At 74.3% G+C, this 19,751-nt stretch carries 14 protein-coding genes; 3 read left to right on the forward strand and 11 right to left on the reverse strand.

From position 1 onward, the window contains the following. Window positions 1-160 precede the first annotated feature (160 nt). The 9 genes from ACZ63H_RS28850 to ACZ63H_RS28890 all read right to left on the reverse strand — a co-directional run bounded on the left by ACZ63H_RS28850 (window position 161) and on the right by ACZ63H_RS28890 (window position 12,758). Window positions 161-1,129 (reverse strand): DNA polymerase Y family protein, encoded by a 969-nt coding sequence (locus ACZ63H_RS28850; RefSeq protein ID WP_469869969.1) that lies wholly within the window; start codon window positions 1,127-1,129, stop codon window positions 161-163. Further along, window positions 1,126-4,635, reverse strand: a complete 3,510-nt coding sequence (locus ACZ63H_RS28855) for a DNA polymerase III subunit alpha (protein WP_469869971.1) — start codon at window positions 4,633-4,635, stop codon at window positions 1,126-1,128. Before ACZ63H_RS28855 ends, ACZ63H_RS28850 begins: the two co-directional genes overlap by 4 nt. 200 nt (window positions 4,636-4,835) lie before the next feature. Further along, entirely contained in the window at window positions 4,836-5,738 is a 903-nt protein-coding gene (locus ACZ63H_RS28860; protein ID WP_469869973.1) for a S1 family peptidase, read from the reverse strand. A 242-nt stretch (window positions 5,739-5,980) separates the two neighbouring features. Then, a complete protein-coding gene (locus ACZ63H_RS28865) occupies window positions 5,981-6,763 on the reverse strand; it encodes a DUF1684 domain-containing protein (protein WP_469869974.1) in 783 nt (260 codons plus the stop codon). Between the two features lie 21 nt (window positions 6,764-6,784). Further along, the gene (locus tag ACZ63H_RS28870; RefSeq protein WP_469869976.1) at window positions 6,785-8,068 is read right to left on the reverse strand and encodes an NtaA/DmoA family FMN-dependent monooxygenase; all 1,284 of its coding nucleotides are present in this window, start codon (window positions 8,066-8,068) and stop codon (window positions 6,785-6,787) included. After that, window positions 8,065-9,186, reverse strand: coding sequence for an LLM class flavin-dependent oxidoreductase (locus ACZ63H_RS28875; RefSeq protein ID WP_469869978.1), 1,122 nt, complete (start codon window positions 9,184-9,186; stop codon window positions 8,065-8,067). The genes ACZ63H_RS28870 and ACZ63H_RS28875 overlap by 4 nt, the downstream gene beginning before the upstream one ends. 166 nt (window positions 9,187-9,352) lie before the next feature. Further along, window positions 9,353-10,114, reverse strand: coding sequence for an amino acid ABC transporter ATP-binding protein (locus ACZ63H_RS28880; protein ID WP_469869980.1), 762 nt, complete (start codon window positions 10,112-10,114; stop codon window positions 9,353-9,355). Further along, window positions 10,111-11,904: an FAD/NAD(P)-binding protein gene (locus ACZ63H_RS28885; RefSeq protein WP_469869982.1), complete on the reverse strand. Its 1,794-nt coding sequence runs from the start codon at window positions 11,902-11,904 to the stop codon at window positions 10,111-10,113. The genes ACZ63H_RS28880 and ACZ63H_RS28885 overlap by 4 nt, the downstream gene beginning before the upstream one ends. Continuing rightward, window positions 11,901-12,758: an amino acid ABC transporter permease gene (locus ACZ63H_RS28890; RefSeq protein ID WP_469869984.1), complete on the reverse strand. Its 858-nt coding sequence runs from the start codon at window positions 12,756-12,758 to the stop codon at window positions 11,901-11,903. Before ACZ63H_RS28890 ends, ACZ63H_RS28885 begins: the two co-directional genes overlap by 4 nt. Before the next feature lie 412 nt (window positions 12,759-13,170). Between ACZ63H_RS28890 and ACZ63H_RS28895 the strand changes: the two genes are divergently transcribed. Together ACZ63H_RS28895 and ACZ63H_RS28900 are read left to right on the forward strand one after the other, a co-directional pair. Further along, on the forward strand, window positions 13,171-14,118 hold the full coding sequence (locus tag ACZ63H_RS28895; protein ID WP_469869986.1) for an ABC transporter substrate-binding protein: 948 nt from the start codon (window positions 13,171-13,173) through the stop codon (window positions 14,116-14,118). Between the two features lie 287 nt (window positions 14,119-14,405). Then, window positions 14,406-14,843, forward strand: a complete 438-nt coding sequence (locus ACZ63H_RS28900; RefSeq protein WP_469869988.1) for a cell division protein SepF — start codon at window positions 14,406-14,408, stop codon at window positions 14,841-14,843. A gap of 36 nt (window positions 14,844-14,879) precedes the next feature. Here ACZ63H_RS28900 and ACZ63H_RS28905 read toward each other — a convergent pair whose 3' ends face one another. Then, entirely contained in the window at window positions 14,880-16,070 is a 1,191-nt protein-coding gene (locus ACZ63H_RS28905) for an acyl-CoA dehydrogenase family protein (RefSeq protein ID WP_467939268.1), read from the reverse strand. Window positions 16,071-16,482: 412 nt separating this feature from the next. Continuing rightward, window positions 16,483-18,108, reverse strand: a complete 1,626-nt coding sequence (locus ACZ63H_RS28910) for an MFS transporter (protein ID WP_469869990.1) — start codon at window positions 18,106-18,108, stop codon at window positions 16,483-16,485. 592 nt (window positions 18,109-18,700) lie between these two features. On the opposite strand from ACZ63H_RS28910, the gene ACZ63H_RS28915 reads away from it, so the two are divergent. After that, window positions 18,701-19,726 (forward strand): phosphatase PAP2 family protein, encoded by a 1,026-nt coding sequence (locus ACZ63H_RS28915; protein ID WP_469869992.1) that lies wholly within the window; start codon window positions 18,701-18,703, stop codon window positions 19,724-19,726. The last annotated feature ends 25 nt before the right edge of the window (window positions 19,727-19,751 follow it).

Here is a 19,751-nt window from a genome sequence, read left to right on the forward strand (position 1 = left end):
TGATCTCCTTGCGGCTCAAGGGGAGGTGCACGGCCTGTCCCTGTGATCCGGATCACGGGATGCTGTTCACTCGTCAAGTTACGGTCGGGTAGTCCGGCTGTGAAGTTACGCGTCAGTAAAAACTTGCAGTGCTAACCAGCGGGGTGCGCGGCGGGCGGGGTCACGCCGCCAGGGTGCCCGGGACGACCGCGCGGGGGCCGAACCTCGCCCGGGCGCGGTCCGCTGCCTCCTCGACGCGGCGGACCTTCTCGTCCACGGGGTCGAAGGTGAGCTGGTGGGCGGCTTGGTCGGCGGGGGTCAGGTCCTCGGCGCGCAGGGCGAGCGCGCGGACCCGGGCGCGTTGCAGGCCGAGCGCCTCGTACATGCCGTAGGCCGTCCTCGTCAGGGCCGCCGAGTGCGCGGTCGGCTCCTTCAGGACGCGGCTGCGCGTGGTGGCGGACCTGTCGGCGTAGCGCACGGTGAGGGTCAGGGTGCGGCAGACCTTCTCCACCGCGCGCAGCCGGGCGCCGATCTCCTCCGCGGCCGACAGCAGCGCCCTGCGGTGCCGGTCGGGGTCCAGTTCGTCGAGGGAGAAGGCCCGCTCCGTCATCAGCGAGCGCGAGACGGCGTTCGGGACGACCCGGCCGCGGTCGGTGCCGCCCGCCCTCTCCCGCAGTTCCCGGCCCGCCCGCGCCCCGATCAGCCGCTGGAGCGTGGACAGCGGCGCGGCGGCGACCCGGCCCAGGGTGTCCAGGCCGTACTCGCCCAGGGTGCGGGCGGTCGCCGCGCCGACGCCGGGCAGCGCGGCGACGGGCCGGTCCGCGAGGAACTCGGCGACGGCGTCCGCCGGCACCGCGCGGGTCACCCCGGGCCGGGCCTCGCGCAGCGCCATCCGGGCCAGCATCGGGCCCGGCCCGGCGCCGATCGCGCAGTCCACGCCGTACCGGGCGAGGGCCCGCACCCGGATCACCGAGGCCAGCTCCACCGCGTCGCGCCCGAAGTACCGCTCGGCACCGCGCAGATCGGCCAGCGCCCCGTCCGGCGGCAGCGCCTCCACGACCGGGGTGAACTCCTCCAGCAGCCCGAGCAGCCCCGGCAGGGCCGCCTCGTACATCGGCGGCAGCTGGAAACGTACGCAGAGGATGGTCATCCCGCACTCCCCGGACTCTGGTGCCACAACTTCCGTACCGCCGCCGGCCCTTGCGCGGCGCCCTCGCCCGCGGGCCGCAGATCGGCCCAGGGGTGCATCTCGTACCCCGTGGGCATGCGGATCGTCCGGTCCGCCATCGGGTCCGGGGCCGCGGAGCCGGCCGGCGCGGGCCGCCCCTCGGACCCCGTGACCCGGGCCCGGAACGGACCGCCGTCGCCCCGCGCCGGGGACCCGTCCGGGCCGGACGGGGCGGCCAGCCGGGCCGCGACCCCGTCGAGCCCCTCCGCGCGCCGCACCTCCACCAGGTCGGCGAGGTTCCAGGCGGCGGAGCCGACCACGCTGAGGCTGCGCGGGCCGCGCCGCTGCACCACCCCGCGCACCAGCAGCAGCCAGGAGTGGAAGACGGTGTGGGCGCAGGCGTCGTGGGAGTCGTCGAAGAAGGCGAGGTCCACCAGCCCCGTGCCGTCGTCCAGGGTGGAGAAGATGACCCGCTTGCCGGAGCGGATCGGCGGGGTCTGGGTGGCCGCCTTGGCGCCCGCGACCAGCACGGTCTCCCCGTGCCGGGCCTCGCGCAGCCGGCGCGCGGAGAGCACGCCCAGCTCCGCCAGGAACTCCTGGTGGTCGTCCATGAGATTGCGCGAGGCGTCCATGGACAGCACGCCCAGCTCGGCGCTGAGCCTCTCCGCCGAGGTCAGGTCCGGCAGCCCGGCCGGCGCGGTCTTCCGGCCGCCGGCCAGCGGGAGCTGGCCACCGCCGCCGCTCCGGGCGCCCCGGTGCAGCTCGGACAGGTGCAGCTGCAGATCGCGCCGGTTGGCGCCGAAGGCGTCCAGCGCGCCGACCTGGGCGAGCCGCTGGGCCAGCGGCCGGCTCGGCCGGGCCCGCTCCCAGAAGTCGACCAGCGAGGAGTACGGCTGCCCGTCCGCGATCCGCCGCGCCTCGGCCTCGCCGATGCCGTGGACGTCGCACAGCGCGAGCCGCAGCCCCCACACCTCCGGTGACTCGGACACCAGTTCGATCCGATGGGCGACGCCGGAGACGTTCACGTCCAGCGGCAGGATCGGCACCCCGCGCCGCCGGGCGTCGGCCAGCAGCAGCCGCTTCGGGTACATCCCGGGGTCGTGGGTGAGCAGCCCGGCGTAGAAGGCGGCCGGGTGGTGGGCCTTCAGCCACGCCGACTGGTAGGTGGGCACGGCGAAGGCGACGGCGTGCGCCTTGCAGAAGCCGTACGACCCGAAGGCCTCCACGATCTCCCAGGTGCGCCCGATCGTCTCCGCGTCGTACCCCCGGGCCGCCGCCCGCTGGGCGAACCACAGCCGGATCCGGCCCTGCGTCTCGGGGTCGGACAGCCCGCGCCGCACCCGGTCGGCCTCGCCCCGGCCGCAGCCGGTCAGGGTGGCGACGATGTCGATGACCTGTTCGTGGAAGACGACGACCCCGTACGTCCCCTTCAGCGCCTCCTCCAGGTCCGGGTGCGGGTAGCGCACGGGCGCCCGTCCGTGCCGGGCCTCGATGAAGGGCCGCACCATGTCGGCGGCGACGGGACCGGGCCGGAACAGCGAGATGTCGACGACCAGGTCGTGGAAGGTGCTCGGCTGGAGCCGCCCCACCAGGTCCCGCTGGCCGGGCGACTCGATCTGGAAGCAGCCCAGCGTCTCGGCGGACCGGATCAGCCGGTAGGTCTCCGGGTCGCCCGGCTCCACCGCGTCCAGGTCGACCCGCTCCCCGCTCGCCCGCTCCACCTCGGCGACCGCGTGCGCCATCGCCGACTGCATCCGCACGCCCAGGACGTCCAGCTTGAGCAGCCCGAGATCCTCCACGTCCTCCTTGTCGAACTGGGCCATGGGCAGCCCCTCGCCGCTGGTGGGCACCACCGGCGTACGGGCGAGCAGGGAGGCGTCGGACAGCAGCACCCCGCACGGGTGCATGGCGATCCCGCGCGGCAGCGCGTCCAGCGCCTCGACCAGCTCCCACAGCCTGCCGTACTTCTCCTTCTCCCCCGCGAGCCGCCGCAGCTCGGGCAGTTCGGCCAGGGCCGCGCGGGCGTCGCGCGCCCGGATGTGCGGGAAGGACTTGGCGATCCGGTCGATCTCGGCCGGGTCCATGGACAGCGCGGCGCCCACGTCCCGGATGGCGTGCCGGACCCGGTAGGTCTCCGGCATGGCGACGGTCGCCACCCGCTCGCCGCCGAACCGGCCGATGATCGCCCGGTAGACCTCCAGCCGCCGCGCGGACTCCACGTCGATGTCGATGTCCGGCAGCACCACCCGCTCCTTGGACAGGAAGCGTTCCATCAGCAGCCCGTGCTCGACCGGGTCGGCGTGCGCGATGCCGAGGAGGTGGTTGACGAGCGACCCGGCCCCGGAGCCGCGGGCGGCCACCCGGATGCCCATCGCCCGGACGTCGTCGACCACCTGGGCGACCGTCAGGAAGTAGGAGGCGAAGCCGTGGTGGGCGATGATGTCCAGCTCGTGGTGCATCCGCTCCCAGTACGCGCGCCGCCCGCCGTGACCGAGCCGCAGCATGCCCGCCGCGGCCCGGGAGGCGAGGGCCCGCTGGGCGGTGCGCCGGCCGGCGCCGACGAGGTGCGGCTCGGGAAAGTGCACGCTGCCCATGCCCAGGTCGTCCTCGGGGTCGACCCGGCACTCGGCGGCGGTGGCCAGGGTCTGCTCCAGCAGCCGGTGGGCGGCCTGCCGCCGGTATCCGGCCGCCTCCACGATCCGTTCGGCGGCGTCCAGCATGGCCGGCCCGTCCTTCAGCCAGGCCTCACCGGAGTCCAGCTCCCCGCGGGGGTCGATGGGCACCAGGCGCCGGGCGGCGTCCAGCACGTCGGCCACCGGCCCCTGCCCGGGGTCGGCGTAGCGGACGGCGTTGCCGAGCACCGGCCGCACCCCCTGCTCGGCGGCGAACCCGACGGTACGGGCCGCCAGCCGCAGCGAGCCGGGGCCGGTGCCGGTACGGCCGTGCCAGACGGCCTCCAGCCGCAGCGCGTCGCCGTAGACCTCGCGCCACGGGGCCAGCAGGGCCGCCGCCCGGTCGGGCCGGCCGGCGGCGAGCGCCCGGCCCACGTCCGAGTCCGGCCCGAGCAGCACCACCAGCGCGTCGCCCCGGTGGCCGGTCCACGGCAGCAGCGGGCTCCCCCCGCCCGCGTGCGCCGCGGTGACGAGCCGGCACAGGTCGGCCCAGCCCCGGGCGCCGTCCCGGGCGAGGAAGGTCACCCGGGGGTCCGACTCGTCCACGAAGGCGCCGCCGCGCACCGGGCTGCGCCGCTTGTCACGGCGTACGGTCTCCCGCGCCGCCACCGCCAGGTCCACCCCGAACAGCGGGCGGACGCCCGCCCCGGCGCAGGCCTTGGCGAAGCGCACGGTTCCGGCGAGGGTGTCGCGGTCGGTCAGGGCGAGGGCGTCCATGCCCCGCTCCGCGGCGCGCTCGGCCAGCCGCTCCGGGTGGGACGCCCCGTACCTCAGGGAGAACCCGGAGACGGTGTGCAGATGCGCGAAGCCCGGCACACCCACCTCCCGCACACGTGAGCCCCGAACGACTCTCGAACATCAGTTCCCTACTGCTCTCCCCACCATACCTCCATTCCCGAACAGGTGTACGACACCCGTTCGAGCGCCTCCGACCTGCGCGAACACCCGCCGCGACCGCACGGTAAGGCCCCCGCACACCGGAGCGCGCGAGGGCCGGGGCCGGTGGGGGGAGGGCGTCAGAAGACGTGCACCCCGTAGGCGCTCAGCGCCTCGGTGACCGGCTGGAAGAACGTCGTACCGCCGGAGGAGCAGTCGCCGCTGCCGCCCGAGGTCAGGCCGTAGGCGGTGGTGCCGCCGTACAGCGGGCCGCCGGAGTCGCCGGGCTCGGCGCACACGGTGGTCTGGATCAGGCCGGAGACGATGTCGCCGCCGCCGTAGTTGACCGTCGCGTTGAGCGCGGTGACCCGGCCGCTGTGCGTACCGGTCGTGGACCCGCGGCGGTAGACGGTCGTGCCCACCGACGGCGTGGCCGCGCTGGTGATGTCCTGGCTGCCCACGGCACCCGACTTGGTCACCGAGCTGTTGGTGTAGCGCACGAGACCGTAGTCGTTGCCGGGGAAGCTGGAGCCGGCCGTGGTGCCGAGCGTGGTGGTGTGGGAGGAGTTCGACCACCAGGTGGTCGCGCCGTCGGTGCAGTGCCCGGCGGTCAGGAAGTAGTAGTTGCCGCTGGAGTCCTGGACGTTGAACCCCAGCGAGCAGCGCCAGCTGCTCGCGTAGATGGCGTCGCCGCCGGAGATCAGCTTGTTGAACTTGCCCGGCGTGTGCTTGATCACCAGGGCGGCCGCGTCGCCCCCGGCCTGCTTCTTGATCCTGGCGATCTCGGCCTGGGACACCGTGCTGTCGACGGTGACGACGACGCGGTGGGTCTTGGCGTCCACCGCCCAGGCCGTGCCGGGGACGTCGGCCTGGCGGACGGAGTCGCTCGCCTTCGCGAGCTGGGTGGCGCTGAAGGCGTGGGCGTCACTGGCGTTCGCGGTGGGGGCGGCGAACGCAGCCGCGGCGAGGAAGCCCGTGGCCACGGCCGTCAGCCGGACCCGTCTCGCGGTGCCGCCGCGGGGAGTGGTGCGCTTGATCCTCACTTGTCGTTCCCTCCAAGGGAAGTCGGGGGCCCGCGTGGGGTCGGGGCCCGTGAGGCGCAGCCAGGAGCCCGACCGGATTGTGATGTACATGCCCCTGACAAGCGCTGGGGTGGAGTATTCGGCCGAACGGCCGGTCGGCACAAGGGTGCCTTTCGGCCGTCGGCCCCCCACCACCCCAACGCACCGAGGACGGCACCGGGCCGCCCGGACGCCCGGGCGGCACCGGGCCGGCGCACCGGGACTCAGCTCAGCCGGCGCTCCCCCGCCTCGACCGGCACGTCCAGCGTGTTGCCGGGGGCCGGCAGCGGGCAGATGAAGTGGCCGGCGAAGGCGCACGGCGGGAGCTGCGCGCGGTTGAAGTCGACGGTCACGCGCCCCTCGGCGTCCGGCGCCGCCGGGAAGAGGAAGCGGAACCGGAAGCTGGTGTCACCGCTGGTGGCGTCGGCGAACACCGCCCACAGGCCGCCGTCCGCCCGCTGCGCGACCTTCAGCGTCCGCTCCCGGCCGGCCAGCGGGAAGACCAGCTCACCGGCGAGGTCGAAGCCGCGCTCGCGGCCGTCGGCGTTGCCGAGCCGGATGGTGCGCGTGCCGTCGTACGGGGTGAACCGGCCCGGCACCGACCAGCGCGGGTCGTACGGGCCCGCCTCGATGCCCCGGAAGGCCCGCCGGGCGGCGGAGTCCGGGTCGAACACCCGCACCCCCCACACGCCCTCGCGCACGAGGACGACCAGCCGCTTCTCCCCCAGCGCGACCCGCGACCCGGCCTCCGGGCCGCTGTCGGCGGCCAGCACGGTCTCGCCCGCGAAGGGCCGGCCGGCCACGGTCAGGCCGTCGGCCTCGGTGGCAGTGAGCACCACCCCGTCCTTTCGCGCCACCCATTTCCCGGGAATGTCCGGAAGTCGACCATCCGGATAGTCCTCGACCCAGTGCGTCGCGGTCAGCGCGAGCGGGCCGTAGGGCGCCGTGACGCCCTCCACCCGGTCCTCGTGCCACTGCTTCCAGGCGTCGGACGCGTCCGTCGTCATCTCAGGTTCCTTTCCTCTGTCTCATGTCTCATCCGTCGTCCCTCCCGGCACCCCGAGATGGGAGCGGAGCGTGCGGCCCCGGTATTCCGTGCGGAAGGCGGAGCGCTCCTGGAGCAGCGGCACCACCCGGTCCACGAACTCCTCCAGGCCGCCGGCCGGGAGCTGCGGGACCAGGAGGAAGCCGTCGGCGGCCCCCTCCTCGGCGTACCGGTGCAGGTCGGCGGCGACCGTGCCGGGCGTGCCGACGAAGGACTGCCGGCCGCTCGCCTCGATCACGGTCTCCCGCAGGGAGAGCCCCTTCTCCTCGGCCAGCGCCCGCCAGCGCGCGGCGAGCGCGCGCGTGCGGCGGTCCCGGGCGCGGGGCTCGGTGCGGGGCAACGGGCCGTCCGGGTCGTATCCGGACAGGTCCGTCCCCCAGATCCGCTCCACCGCGTACAGCGCGTGGCGCGGGCCGATCAGCTGCCGCCGGATCCCGGCGGCCCGCTCCTGCGCCCCGGCCGCGGTGTCGCCGAGCACGACGGTGATCCGGGACATCACCTTCAGGTCCCCGGGTCCGCGGCCGTACGCCGCGAGCCGCCGTTTGACGTCGGCGTAGCGGGCGCGGGCCGGTCCCGGCGGGGCGTGCCGGACGAGGAGGACGTCGGCCGAGGCCGCGGCCAGTTCCCGGGCCCGCTCGGACTCCCCGGACCGGATCACCACGGGGTGGCCCTGGGGCGAGCGGGGCAGCCCGAACTCGCCCGCGATGTCGAAGTGCCGGCCCCGGTGGGCGAACGGCCGGGGCACCCCGTCGGGGCTCCAGGAGTCCCACAACCGCCGTGCGGCCACGAGGAGTTCGGCGGCCCGGCCGCAGGGGTCGGGACGGCCGGCGGAGCGGTGGCCCGCCGAGGTCCCCACCCGCCAGCCCGCCCGGCCGGCGCTGAGGTGGTCCAGGGTGGCCAGCCTGCGGGCGAGGTCGTACGGCTCCGCCCAGGCGGCGTTCACCGTGGCGGCGAGGCCGAGCCGGTTGGTGACCCCGGCGAGCGCGGCGAGCACGGCGACCGGTTCCGGCCCGCCCACCGGGTCCAGTTCGTGCGGCCGCCCCCGGTGCTCGGGCAGCGGCGGCTCCTCGTCCAGCAGGAGGAAGTCGAACAGGCCGCGCTCGGCGGCGCCGGCGAGCCGTTCGAAGGAGGCGAACGCCACCCGCGAGCCGGCGCCCGCCCCGGTCCACAGGGCGCCGGTCCCCACGCCGGCCGGGTCGCCGGCGCCCGGGGCGGCCGGGTCGGCGCCCGGCGGCACGGCCGCCAGGTGCAGCTGTCCCGCGGTCATGACGCTCCCCGGGCCTCGGCCGACGCCCGGGACGCGGCGTAGCGGTTGGCGGGCCGGGCCAGGCCCAGGTGCTCGCGCAGGGTGCTGCCCGGGTAGAAGGTGCGGAACAGCCCGCGGTGCTGGAGCAGCGCCACCGTGCCGTTGACCAGCCGCTCCAGATCGCGGCGCGGTTCGACCGGGACGAAGTGGAAGCCGTCGGCGACGCCCTCGGCGTGCCAGGCGGCCACCAGCTCCGCGAGGTCCACCGGGCCGCCCCGGTACAGCGGGCCGCGCGCGGTCGGGCGGGGCCCGCCACCCCATCCGCCGGGTTCCCGGCTCCGTCCGAACCGGGGGGTTCCCCATCCCGGCTCGGCCGCGTACTCGCCCTCGCCGAGGTCCACCAGCAGGCTCACCAGCACCCTCAGCGTGTCCGGGTCCCGCCCGAACGTGCCCGCCTGGTCCCGCAGCCGGTCCCTCGAGTGGGCGGCCTGGGCGGGGGAGGACGCCCGGACCAGGGCCACGTCGGCGTGGCGGGCGGCGACCGTGCGGGCGTCGCCCTCGGTGGCGTCGACCACGCGGACGGGGTGGCCCTGCGGCGGCCGGGGCACGGTCGAGGGGCCCCGGACCGAGAAGGCGGTGCCGGTGAAGTCGACGCGGTGCACCCGGTCCCCGTCGAGGAAGCGGCCGGTGGCCACGTCCCGGATCTCGGCGCCGTCCTCCCAGCTGTCCCACAGCCGCGCGGCCGCGTCTGCGGCCTCGCCCGCCTCCCGCCACAGGGCGTCGGCGGACGCCGCGGGCCGGCGGCCGAACAGCCGGGCCTCGCCCTCGGTGGCGGACACGTCGATCCGCCAGCCGGCCCGGCCCCGGCTGACCCAGTCCAGGGTGGCCACGGCGGCCTGCACCCGGAAGGGGTCGGTGTGCGTGGTGGTGACCGTCGGCACCAGACCGATCCGCCGGGTCGCGGCCGCCACCCGGCACAGCACGCCGAGCGCGTCGGGGCCGGGCCGGGCGAGGGAGTCGTCCAGCGTCACGAAGTCCAGCCCGCCGCGCTCGGCGAGCCGGGCCGGCCCGGTGAACGCCCCGCCGTCGAACTCCCCCGGCTGATCGAGCGCGGCGGCGAGGTGCAACAGCCCCCTCATGCCCGCTCCCTCCCCGCCACGTGCCGCCCCGGCGCCGTCCGTGCCCGCTGCGGTCCGCGTTCCCGCCCCCGCCGCGACGGCGCGCGGCCACGGCGGCACGGCCCGGCGGCGCCGGACCCGCCGCACGCCCCGCCGCGGCAGCGTCCCGTCCTCTCGGCGCCCACCCTCACAGCACCTTCGCCAGGAACGTCCGGGTCCGCTCCTCGCGCGGCGCGCCCAGCACCTGCTCCGGCGTCCCCTGCTCCACGATCCGTCCGTCGGCCATGAACACCACCGTGTCGGCGACCTCCCGGGCGAACGCGATCTCGTGGGTGACGACGATCATCGTGGTGCCCTGTGCCGCCAGGTCCCGGATGACGTCCAGCACCTCTCCCACCAGCTCGGGATCGAGCGCGGACGTCGGCTCGTCGAACAGCAGCAGTCTCGGCTCCAGCGCGAGTGCCCGCGCGATGGCCACCCGCTGCTGCTGCCCGCCGGACAGCTGCCGCGGATAGGCGTCCGCCTTGTCCCCGAGCCCGACCCGCTCCAGCAGCCGGCGCGCGCCCTCCACGGCCTCCTTCCGGGGCCGCTTCAGCGCGGACACCGGCGCCTCGATGACGTTCTCCAGGACGGTGAGGTGGGGAAAGAGGTTGAAGTTCTGGAAGACGAACCCGATCCGGGTGCGCTGCCGCAGCACCTCGCGCTCGGGCAGCTCGTGCAGCTTGTTCCCGGCCCGCCGGTAGCCCATCAGCGCGCCGTCCACGCTGATCTCGCCCCGGTCCACCTTCTCCAGGTGGTTGATGGTGCGCAGCAGGGTGGACTTGCCGGAGCCGGAGGGGCCGAGCACGACGGTGACCTCGCCGGCGCGCACCTGGAGGTCGATGCCCTTGAGCACGTCGAGCGAGCCGAAGCTCTTGTACACCGACCGGATGTCGACCATGACGCTCATCGCATGAGCTCCTTCGCTGGTGCGGGGGCGTCCGGGACCGCGTCCGGGGCCGCCTGTGAGGTGAGGAAGAACAGCGCCGCCCGGGCGGTCGCGTCGTTCTGCCGGAACGCGGGGCCGCCGGTGCGCGGCCGGGTGAACGCGCCGGGGGTGCGGGAGTCGGTGTACGGGCCGAGCGCGAACCGCCGGGGATGCGGGCGTCCGGCGGTGTCCAGGATCCGGCCGTCGCCGGGGTCGACCCGGAGCAGCCCGTCGGGGGTCTCGGCGGCACCGTCGGCGCGCAGTTCGCGCAGCAGGCCGTCCCGGGTGCGGCCGAGGGCCGGTTCGGGCAGCCGGGCCTCCACCAGCGCCCGGGCGTCGACGGAGAAGCCCGGCACGGTGGGGCTGGCGGCCCGGAACACCCCGTCCTCGGCGGTGACGGTCATGCCGGCCCCGACGAACCGGAGCAGTCCGGCCCGGGACAGCGCGAGCATCTGCCGCAGCCGGGGTCCGGGCGGCCCGGACGCCAGGTAGCTGAAGAACCCGTGCCACCAGGGCCCGAGGTCGCCGAGCCGCACCAGTTGCCCGTAGACGGAGAGCAGCCCGAGGAAGACGGCCAGGTCGGGGCTGTGGGCGGGGTCGTGACGGCGGCGCAGGTCCGCCTCGATGTACTCCCGCATCCCGTCCTGGAAGGCGTCGTGCGAGGCGTGGCGGACCCCGTCCAGCGGGCGGTCCAGCGCGGCGAGGTCGAGCCGGTCGGCCGGGTCGGGCACGGCGGCGGCGACCAGCGCCCGGCGCTCGGCGGGAGCGTCGGCCGCCGCGTACCTCGCCTCGAAGTCCGGCCAGGCCATCGCCGTACGCCCGGGGTGGGCGGTGAACAGCCGGTGGTAGTGGGCGAAGCCCAGCTCCTTCTCGACCAGCGGCCACACATCGCGCCGGAAGTCCGGGCCGCCGGGGCGGGCCAGCAGGGCGTCCGCCTCGGCGGGGCCGAAGAAGCGGGGCAGCGGCGGCCGGTCGCCGGTGAGGTCGTAGCCGATCTTCGAGTGGTACGGCACTCCGCGCCGGGAGCCGACGTAGAGCACCGGCTCCCGCCCCGAGGGCACGTACCGCTCGCCCTCGTGGCGTCCGCCGCGGCCCTCGGTGAGCAGGACCATCAGGTCCACGAAGGCCAGGCCGAAGCCGCGGACGAGGACGGGTTCGCCGGGCTTCAGCGCGGACAGGTCGCTGTCGGCGGTGAAGTCGGGCGGCAGGTGCACCAGGCCGTGGTCCCGGGCGTAGGCGGCCAACGCGGCCTGCTCGCCGTCGAGTTCGGCGTCCAGGTGCCCCAGGGCGAGGATCACCAGGTCGGCGGGGAGCGGGCGCGGGCTCCCCTCGAGCCACACCCGCTGCCGGCCCTCGCGGGGCCCGCTGATCCTGAGGGCACGCCGGGGGTGGTGGTGGACGGTGACGCCCGGGGGCAGGGCGGCCCGGGCCCGGTCGTACACCCAGCGCAGATAGCGGCCCTGGAGCCGCCGGTCGGGGAAGACGCGGCCGTCCAGCCCGGCCCACTCGTGCAGGGTGGGGCCCGGGTGCACCGGACCGTCCATGGCCACCGTGTCGTCGGTGAACATGGTGACGTCCTCGGCGTGCGAGTTCATCCACAGCAGCGGGGACTGTTCCTCGCGCCATATGCGTCCGCCGCCCGGCGGATGGGGGTCGACGAGGTGGATGTCCAGGCCCGGACCCGTGTACAGCGCGGACGCGTTGGCGGCGAGGCGTTCGAGGATGCCGGTCCCCCGCGGCCCGGCTCCGACGATCACCAGCTGCTGCCTCATCGGGTCTTCTCCGTGCCGCGGGCGTAGCGCTTCTCGACGTAGTACTGGCCGACGCCGAGCAGGGTGGTGACCACGGCGTACCAGAGGGTGGCGACCATCAGCAGCGGGATCACCTGGTAGGTGCGGTGGTAGACCAACTGGGCGGAGAACAGGAGGTCGTTGACGGCGATGATGCTGACGATCGAGGTGCCCTTGAGGGTGCCGATCAGCATGTTGGCGGCGGGCGGCACGATGGAGCGCATCGCCTGTGGCAGAACGATGCGCCACCAGCGCCGCCCGCGGCCGAGGCCGAGCGCCTGGGCGGCCTCGATCTGCCCGCGGTCGACGGAGAGGATGCCGCCGCGGACGACCTCGGCGGCGTAGGCGGCCTCGTGCAGGGTGAGGCCGACGATCGCGACGGCGACCGGGCTGAGCAGGTTGACGGTCTTCACGCCGAACACCTGCGGGTACAGCGCCCCGATGTTGAACCACAGCAGCAGCTGCACCAGGATCGGGATGGACCTGAACAGCCAGACGTAGCCCCAGCTGACCGCCCGCAGCACGGGGTTGGCGGACAGCCGGAACGCGGCGAGCAGGGTGCCGAGGGCGAAGCCGAGGGCCATCACCACGGCGGTCAGCCACAGCGTGAGCCACAGCCCGCGCAGGATGGCGTCCGAGGTGAAGTACTCGGCGACGACGTCCCACTGGAACGCCTTGTTGCGCAGGACGGAGTTGACGGCGAGCCCGAGCAGCACGAGGACGGCGACCGCCGCCGTCCACTGGCCGTAGCGCCGCTGCGGGACGATCCGCGGGACGTCGGCGGGCTCGGGGGTCTGGGAGGAGGCCGGGACTTTGGCGAGGGTGTCGGATGACATGCGAAGGCTCCGTGACGCGTGAATCGTCGGAACGAAGGTGATGCCTTCACACGGGCGCGCCGCGCGGCGCGGATACGGCCGAGCCCCTCAGCAGGGCCGTATGCCGAGAGTACGGGGGCGTTTCGGTCCGCTGTCAAGGCTGTCCATACTGTGAGCCGTACATCTCAAGTCAGTTGACGCGGAACCGGATGCCTGTTCCACTTGGCCCATGCATCCACAGCAGTGGCTGGTCACCCGCTCCCACATCGACTTCGGTCGCGTGTGGTCCTCTTCCTGTTGAGCTGACCCCCTGCGCGCCCGCCGTCCCGGCGGGCCCCCTCGCGTTCTCTTGCTCTCACCCCGCCTTCACACACGCGCTCCCCTCCCCTCGCGCCTTCCGCACACCCGTCTGCTCTCAGGAGACCGCTGACCGATGCGTACGCCCATTTTTCGGCATGTCATACCCTTTACCGCCATTACCTCGGCCGCCCTCCTGCTCACCGCCTGCGGTTCCGGCTCCGGTGACGCGGACGGCACAGGCGCCTCCGGAGTGGCGGCCAAGAACGCCGGGATTCCCACCACGGACGTCGTCTCCGCCATCCGCGAGGACCCGGCGGCGGCGAAGCTGCTGCCCGCCGGCACCACCGGCCTCACCGTCGCGGTCAGCGTCGGCGGCACCCCGCCCGGCACCGCCTACCTCGGCGACGGCAAGACCCTGACCGGCCAGGACGTCGACTTCACCCAGGCGGTGGCCCGGGTGCTCGGCCTCAAGCTGAAGGTGGAGCAGGCGAGCTTCGACGCGATCCTGCCCGCCCTGGACAGCGGCAAGTACGACTTCGGCGCGAGCAACTTCGGCGTCACCGACGAGCGCCGCAAGACCATCGACTTCGTCACCTACATCAACGACGGCCAGGGCTTCGCCACCCGCAAGGACAGCAAGCTGACGAAGATCACCGACCTGAAGCAGCTGTGCGGCCTGAACGTGGCGACGGGCGCCGGCACCACCTTCGAGGCCACGCTGGAGCGGAGCAAGCACGTGTGCTCCGACGCGGGCAAGAAGGCGTACCAGGTGCAGACCTACGGCGAGCAGAGCGCGCTGTGGTCCTCGCTCCAGCAGGGCCGCAGCGATGTGGTGATGTCCACGATCAACGGCCTGCGCTACGCCGTCGCCCATCAGGATGGTCTGAAGTTCCTCAACGAGTACCACCGCCTGGACGTCGGCTTCGCCTTCAAGAAGGGCTCCGACCTGGCGCCGGCCTTCCAGGCGGCCGTCAACAAGCTGCTCTCCGACGGCTCCTACGAGCGGATTCTCAAGAAGTGGGGGACGACCGGCTCGGCGATCGAGGAGTCCCGCATCAGCCCGCCGGAACAGAAGAACTGACGGCTTCGACGGGCCCCGGCGACCGGCCGGGGCCCGTCTGAGCGCCCGTCAGGATCACCCGGACGCACCTCCTCTCACCCGTCCGCCGGGAACAATCATATTTCACTCTCAGTCAGCAGCGGTATGACCCGCGACCCTTGGGGCACAAGGACTCTCGACGGAACGGCTGTGCACCAGTACCGTCACAAACCCCCCGCGCGGCGTCTATCCACTTGGCGCACCGTCCGCATCATGGATGACCATAGGGATGCGGAAAGCAAGAAGGACCGCTGTGAGAGGAGGCGTCCATGGGATCGGTACGCAAGGCGAGTGCATGGCTCGGCCTCGTCGACGACAACGATGACGAGCGCTATTACGACGACGACTACTCCGAGGGCACCGCGTCCGGGGACGCCTGGGTCACCGACCCGCGCGTGCGGGTGGCCACGGACACCGCCGAGGAGAAGGGCCGCCGGATCGGCACGGTGACCCCGGACAGCTTCCGGGACGCCCGCGCCATCGGCGAGCTGTTCCGGGACGGGGTCCCGGTCATCATGAACCTCACCAACATGGAGCCCGGCGACGCCAAGCGGGTCGTGGACTTCGCGGCCGGGCTCATCTTCGGGCTGCGCGGCTCGATCGACCGCGTCTCCAACCGGGTGTTCCTGCTCACCCCGGCCGACACGGAGATCATCAGCGGCGAGGCGTCCGCGCACCGCTCCGACGGCTTCTTCAACCAGAGCTGAGGCAGGGCCGCCCACGGCCCCGCCCTGCCAGGGGGCTCACCGGAAGGCGTCCAGCCCGGTGAGCGCCTTGCCCAGCACGAGCTGGTGCATCTCGACGGTGCCCTCGTAGGTGAGCACCGATTCCAGATTGGTCGCGTGCCGCATCACCGGGTACTCCAGGGAGATCCCGTTGGCACCGAGGATCGTCCGCGCCGTACGGCAGATCTCGATGGCCTCGCGGACGTTGTTGAGCTTTCCGAAGCTGATCTGTTCCGGCCGCAGCCGGCCGGCGTCCATCCGCCGCCCCAGGTGGTGGGCGAGCAGGATCCCCTTGTGCAGCTCCACCGCCATGTCGGCGAGCTTGGCCTGGGTGAGCTGGAAGCCGCCGATGGGCCGCCCGAACTGCTCCCGCGTCCGCGCGTAGTCCAGGGCCGCCTCGAAGCTGCTGCGCGCGGCGCCCATCGCGCCCCAGACGATGCCGTAGCGGGCGTGCGAGAGGCAGCCGAGCGGTCCGCGCAGCCCGGTGACCTCAGGCAGTACGGCGGTGCCGGGCAGCCGTACGTCGTCCAGGACCAGTTCGCTGGTGACCGAGGCGCGCAGGGACCACTTGTGCTTGATCTCCGGCGCCGAGAAGCCGGGGCTGTCGGTGGGCACGACGAAGCCGCGGATGCCCTCCTCGGTCTGCGCCCAGACCACGGCCACCCCGGCGACCGAGCCGTTGGTGATCCACATCTTGCGTCCGCTGAGGACCCAGTCGTCGCCGTCGCGCTTGGCGTGGGTGCGCATCGAGGCGGGATCGGAGCCGTGGTCGGGCTCGGTCAGCCCGAAGCAGCCGATCACCTCGCCGGCCGCCATGCGCGGCAGCCACTGCCGCTTCTGCTCCTCGCTGCCGAACCGGTGGATGGCGTACATCGCGAGGGAGCCCTGCACGGAGACCAGCGACCGGATGCCCGAGTCGGCCGCCTCCAGCTCCAGGCAGGCCAGGCCGTACTGCACGGCGCTCGCGCCCGCGCAGCCGTATCCGGTGAGCGACATGCCGAGCGCGCCGAGGGAGCCGAGTTCGCGGGCGAGGTCCCGGATGCCGGGCAGCTCGCCCTTCTCGTACCAGTCGGCGACGTACGGCAGGACGCGGTCGGCCGCCCAGCCGCGGACCGTGTCCCGGATCGCCAGGTCCTCCGGTTCCAGCAGATCGTCGATGCCGAGCGGGTCGGCGGCATCGAACGGGGGCAGCTTCGCGGACGCGGACATGGGACATCCTCCGGGACGGAACGCGACAAAACTAGCAGCGCTAGTTACGGCTTCTCCGGCCGACGTTACGACGCGGATGCCCGCACGTCCAGACCGGACCGGCACGCGCCTCGCACCCGTCGACGACGGGAACGGCACGGGCACCCCGCGCGTGCCGGGCGGGCTCACGAGTCCGGGGCCGGGCCGCTGCGAGGGCCCCGTCCAAGGCCGGGCCGGTGCCGGGTCACACGTCCGGGGCCAGGCTGGTACGGGGACCCGCCCGGCCAGGCCGGCACGGGACCCGCGCGTCCGGAGCGGACCGGCACGGGCGCCCCGCCCGTCCGCGACCGGACCGGTACGGGCCCCGCCCCACCCGGACCGGCACCGGCCCTCGCGTCCGGAGCCGGGCCGGTGCGGGTCGGTCGGGGCCGGGTCAGGCGGTGACCCGTGGCTTGCCGGGGGCCGGCTCGGCCTCCCGGGGTGCCGGCAGGCCCACCTCGCCGTCGGCCGGTTCCCCACCGCACTGCACGGCCCGCGGCAGCCGCAGCGCCAGCAGCGCGCCCAGCAGCAGCAGGCCCGCGCTCACCAGCAGCGTCACGTGCAGTCCGTGCACGAAGGAGTCACGCGCCGCCCGGCGCAGGGCGGCCCCGGCGGTCCCGCCGAGCCGGCCGGCCACCTCGTAGGCCTCGCCGAGGGAATGGCCCGCCGCGTCCGAGGCCCCCCGCGGCACGCCCGGTACCGCGCGCAGCCCCGGGGCGTAGGCCGCGTTCATCACGGTGCCCAGCAGCGCGATGCCGATGCCCGCGCCGAGCTGGTACGCCGTCTCGCCGATCGCCGCCGCGCCGCCCGCCCGGCCGGCCGGGGCCTCGCTCAGCATCGACTCGTACGCGCCGAAGAGGGTGGTCTCCAGGCCGAAGCCCAGCAGCACGAACCCGGCCAGCAGCAGCGGCGGGTCGTCGGTGCCGCCCATCGCGGTCAGGGTCAGCACCGCGGCGGCCGTCAGGCAGAACCCGGCGCACACCATCCGCCGCGGCCCGAAGCGGCGCAGCACCCGCGCGCCGGCCAGGCCCGCCGCCATGGCCGCGACGGTCAGCGGCAGCAGCCGCAGGCCGGTCCGCAGCGGGGACAGGCCGAGCACCAGTTGCAGGTACTGGGCGGCGACCAGCTCCAGGCCGACCAGCGCGAGCATGGCCAGGACGATGCAGCCCACCGAGGTGCCGAACGCGGGCCGGGCGAACATCCGCAGCTCCACCAGCGGATGCGGCTGCCGCCGCTGGCGCCGTACGAAGAGGAGGAGGAGGGCCGCGCCGGCCAGCAGGGGCAGCAGGGTGGCCGGACTCGCCGGCGCCTCGCCCCCGCCGAGCCGCTTCACCCCGAGGACGGCGCCGAAGAGCCCGCCCGCCGCGAGCAGCGCACCGGTCACGTCCCAGGGTCCGTCGGCCGTGCCCCGGGACTCCGGCAGCAGCATCCGGCCCACCGGAAGGCTGATCAGCATCAGCGGGATGTTGACCAGGAAGACCGAGCCCCACCAGAAGTGCTCCAGCAGGAATCCGCCGAGCAGCGGCCCGACCGCCGCGCCGACCGCCGCCACCGCGCTCCAGACGCCGATGGCGAGGGCGCGCTCGCGCCGGTCGGGGAAGACCTGGCGGAGGATCGACAGCGTGGCCGGCATGATCATCGCGCCGCCGACGCCGAGCAGCGCGCGGGCGAGGATCAGCATCGGCGCGCTCCAGGCGAACGCGGCCACGGCGGAGGCGACGCCGAAGAGGCCGTAGCCGAGCAGCAGCACCCGTCTGCGGCCGACCCGGTCGCCCAGGGTGCCGAAGAGGATGAGCAGCGAGGCGCAGACCAGCGGATAGACGTCGACGATCCACAGCAGTTCCACGGCGCCGGGCCGGAGGTCCTCGGTGACGGCGGGCACCGCCACGTGCAGCACGGTGGCGTCGAGCGCGACGAGCAGCAGGCTGGCGCACAGGACGACGAGGACGACCCACCGGTCGGCACCGGCCCCGGCCGCCCGACGCCGCTGCGGCACGGCAGCCGTGGTCGTCCCGGACATGTACGTACCTCCCAGATGATCCCTCGCGTGGGGCGGAGACGGGGTGGGGACTCCCTGTCGGACGGCCGGGACGAGCGGTGTCCCCGGCCCGCGCGGAGCCACGCGAGTGACTCGTCAGCGTACGCGAGTCGGCCGCGGGGTCACGTGGCGCAGCTCTCACCCGCGCGAGGCGACCCGTGTGGCGTACGGCACGGCCCTTCCTTTCCCGTGGCCGGGGTCCCGGCGCCCGCGCGCCTTCGGCCGCGGTCCCGTTCGGGCGAGAGCGGGGCGCGGGGCACGCGCCGGGCGCGCGCCCCGAGGTACGCGCCCCTGGTCAGGGGCGGGTCCCGGCCGGGCGGTCCCGGCGCACCATGATCGACAGCGGCGGGCCGATGACGTCCGGGAGAATTCCACGCCAGGTTCGGGTTAACGCATTCATAAGCGCCATATAAACAACACCCGTCATGATCAAAGGAATTGACCCGATCGCTCTCTCCGGATTGCGGAATCCCGGGAATTCTGGGCGCCCTTGAGAGGTTTGCCACATCACATCGTCATCACAAAGCCGCTGTTTCGTCCGGGAACACCGCTCACTCGCTGTAACGTCGATTGGGTGCGTACCGAACGAAACCTCACCCGGCGTCTGGACCGGGTGTTCGCCAGACTGGACCGGGAGCCGGAACGCCCGGCCCACATCGATATGCCGCGGATGAGCCGGCACCGGGTCGTGCTGTTCTCCGCGACTCTGGCCTTCTACCTGGCGATCGTGTGGGCCGTCGTGACCACCTCCTGGCTCGTCCGGCTGGACTGGCAGGTCATGTTCTTCCGGCCGTACCAGCAGTGGCCGCAGATCCACGCGTTCCTCGACTACTACGTGGTGCTGGGCCAGCGCGGCCCCACCGCCGTGATGGTCGCGGCCTGGCTCGGCTGGCGCTCGTGGCGGCAGCACACCCTGCGCCCGCTGCTCACCCTCGCCACCACCCTGCTGCTGCTGAACGCCACCGTCGGCGCCGCGAAGATCGGCATGGGACGGCTCGGCCCGCACTACGCCACCGTGATCGGCTCGAACGAGATGGGCCTGGGCGGCGATATATTTCCCAGCGGCCACACCGCCAACGCGGTCGTGACCTGGGGCATCCTCGCCTATCTGGCCTCCACCCCGAGAGCGCGCCGCTGGCTGTCGGCCCTCTCCGCGGTCACCTCCCTCGGCGTCGGCCTCACCACCGTCTACCTCGGTACGCACTGGCTGAGCGACGTGCTGCTGGGCTGGGCCGCCGGCCTGCTGATCCTGCTCGCCCTGCCCTGGTTCGAGCCGCTGATCGCCAAGGCCGAACTGACGCTGTTCGACCTGCGCGACCGCTGGCGCGACCGCCGCGGCCGGCCCGCGTCCGAGCCGGCCGCCCCGGTCACGCCCGTCGTGCTCAGGCCGCTCGGCGCCCCGGCGGAGCAGCCGGCTCCGGCCCGCGAGCCGGTCTCCCCCACCCGTGCCTCCCGGGGCGTCGCGCACCTGGCGCCCGGGCCGCACACGGCCCGTTCGGAACGCACCCCGGTCACCCCGGCGGGCAGCCGCCGCCCGCCGCACGCCGACCGTCTCCCCCGCGGCACGACCCAGCCGGCCCGCCCCCTGACGGGCGGCTGACGGCGGACCCGGGCGCCGGGGTCCG

Source organism: Streptomyces sp. NPDC104831, assembly GCF_055583025.1.

Coding starts and splice junctions, on each gene's coding strand:
- ACZ63H_RS28850 (WP_469869969.1), bottom strand. CDS start 1,129: ATGACCATCCTCTGCGTACGTTTCCAGCTGCCGCCGATGTACGAGGCG.
- ACZ63H_RS28865 (WP_469869974.1), bottom strand. CDS start 6,763: ATGACGACGGACGCGTCCGACGCCTGGAAGCAGTGGCACGAGGACCGG.
- ACZ63H_RS28870 (WP_469869976.1), bottom strand. CDS start 8,068: ATGACCGCGGGACAGCTGCACCTGGCGGCCGTGCCGCCGGGCGCCGAC.
- ACZ63H_RS28875 (WP_469869978.1), bottom strand. CDS start 9,186: ATGAGGGGGCTGTTGCACCTCGCCGCCGCGCTCGATCAGCCGGGGGAG.
- ACZ63H_RS28880 (WP_469869980.1), bottom strand. CDS start 10,114: ATGAGCGTCATGGTCGACATCCGGTCGGTGTACAAGAGCTTCGGCTCG.
- ACZ63H_RS28885 (WP_469869982.1), bottom strand. CDS start 11,904: ATGAGGCAGCAGCTGGTGATCGTCGGAGCCGGGCCGCGGGGGACCGGC.
- ACZ63H_RS28890 (WP_469869984.1), bottom strand. CDS start 12,758: ATGTCATCCGACACCCTCGCCAAAGTCCCGGCCTCCTCCCAGACCCCC.
- ACZ63H_RS28895 (WP_469869986.1), top strand. CDS start 13,171: ATGCGTACGCCCATTTTTCGGCATGTCATACCCTTTACCGCCATTACC.
- ACZ63H_RS28900 (WP_469869988.1), top strand. CDS start 14,406: ATGGGATCGGTACGCAAGGCGAGTGCATGGCTCGGCCTCGTCGACGAC.
- ACZ63H_RS28905 (WP_467939268.1), bottom strand. CDS start 16,070: ATGTCCGCGTCCGCGAAGCTGCCCCCGTTCGATGCCGCCGACCCGCTC.
- ACZ63H_RS28910 (WP_469869990.1), bottom strand. CDS start 18,108: ATGTCCGGGACGACCACGGCTGCCGTGCCGCAGCGGCGTCGGGCGGCC.